Consider the following 1,038-nt stretch of genomic DNA (forward strand, 5'->3'; position numbering starts at 1 on the left):
TGTGATGTTTCAATAGGTTGTTGTGGTTCATTCGGATTGGATTTGAGACACTGGAAATCGCCAAACCCCCAGTTCTCAAGGAAACCAACCGAATGAACATCCATAAGAATGCCCGATTAACGCTGATTCGTCGAGTCGAGATGGTCGAAGACGTCCTGCTTAACCGCCTGCCGAGCTGCCAGGCCGCTACCCGCTACGCCGTGAGCGAAGCAACCGTGCGCAAATGGCTGGGGCGCTTCCTTGCGGAGGGGCGAGAGGGCTTGATGGATCGATCGTCGCGTCCGCTGCATAGTCCCTTGGCACTCGACGCGGGCAAGGCACTGACGGTTGTCGAGCTACGCAAGAAGCGCATGACACAGGCAAGGATTGCCCAGTACCTGCAGATATCGAAGGCCACGGTAAGCCGTGTGCTGGCGCGTGCCGGCTTGTCCAAACTGAGCGATCTCGATCCCGTCGAGCCGGTGCAGCGCTACGAGCATGCAGAACCAGGCGACCTGATTCATATCGATACCAAGAAGCTCGGGCGTATTGAAACCACCGGCCATCGTGCGACGGGAGACCGGCGAGACCGTACGCGCGGCGCCGGCTGGGAAGTCTTGTTTATCGCCATTGACGACCATGCCCGCATCGCCTTCACGGAGCTCTATCCTGACGAAACCCAGGAGAATGCCAACCGATTCCTCGCCAATACCCACGCCTATTTCTGCTCACTCGGGGTGCGCCCCAAAGCGTTGTTGACCGATAACGGCTCAGCCTTTCGCTCCAAGTCATTCAAGGCCACTTGTAGCCAGATAGCATTGAAGCACCGCTTTACACGGCCCTATCGGCCACAGACCAATGGCAAGGCCGAACGCTTCATCCAGTCAGCCTTGCGCGAATGGGCTTACGGCTTTGTTTATAACAACTCACTGGAGCGGGCCAACATGCTCAAAGAATGGAACCATCACTACAACTGGCACCGGCCGCATCAGGGCATTGCTGGCAAGGCCCCGATGTCACGGCTCAGATCCGGCCAGAATAACCTCTTGCAACTTCACA

The 1,038-nt window shown here is 57.2% G+C and carries 1 protein-coding gene; it reads left to right on the forward strand.

All coding sequences use genetic code 11. From position 1 onward, the window contains the following. Nucleotides 1-92 precede the first annotated feature (92 nt). Nucleotides 93-1,038, forward strand: a 946-nt coding sequence (locus tag ASR47_RS00035) for an IS481 family transposase (protein ID WP_065305753.1), incomplete at its 3' end; no start/stop codon positions are given.

Origin of the sequence: Janthinobacterium psychrotolerans (genome assembly GCF_001677885.1) — a bacterium.
Taxonomy (GTDB): domain Bacteria; phylum Pseudomonadota; class Gammaproteobacteria; order Burkholderiales; family Burkholderiaceae_D; genus Janthinobacterium; species Janthinobacterium psychrotolerans.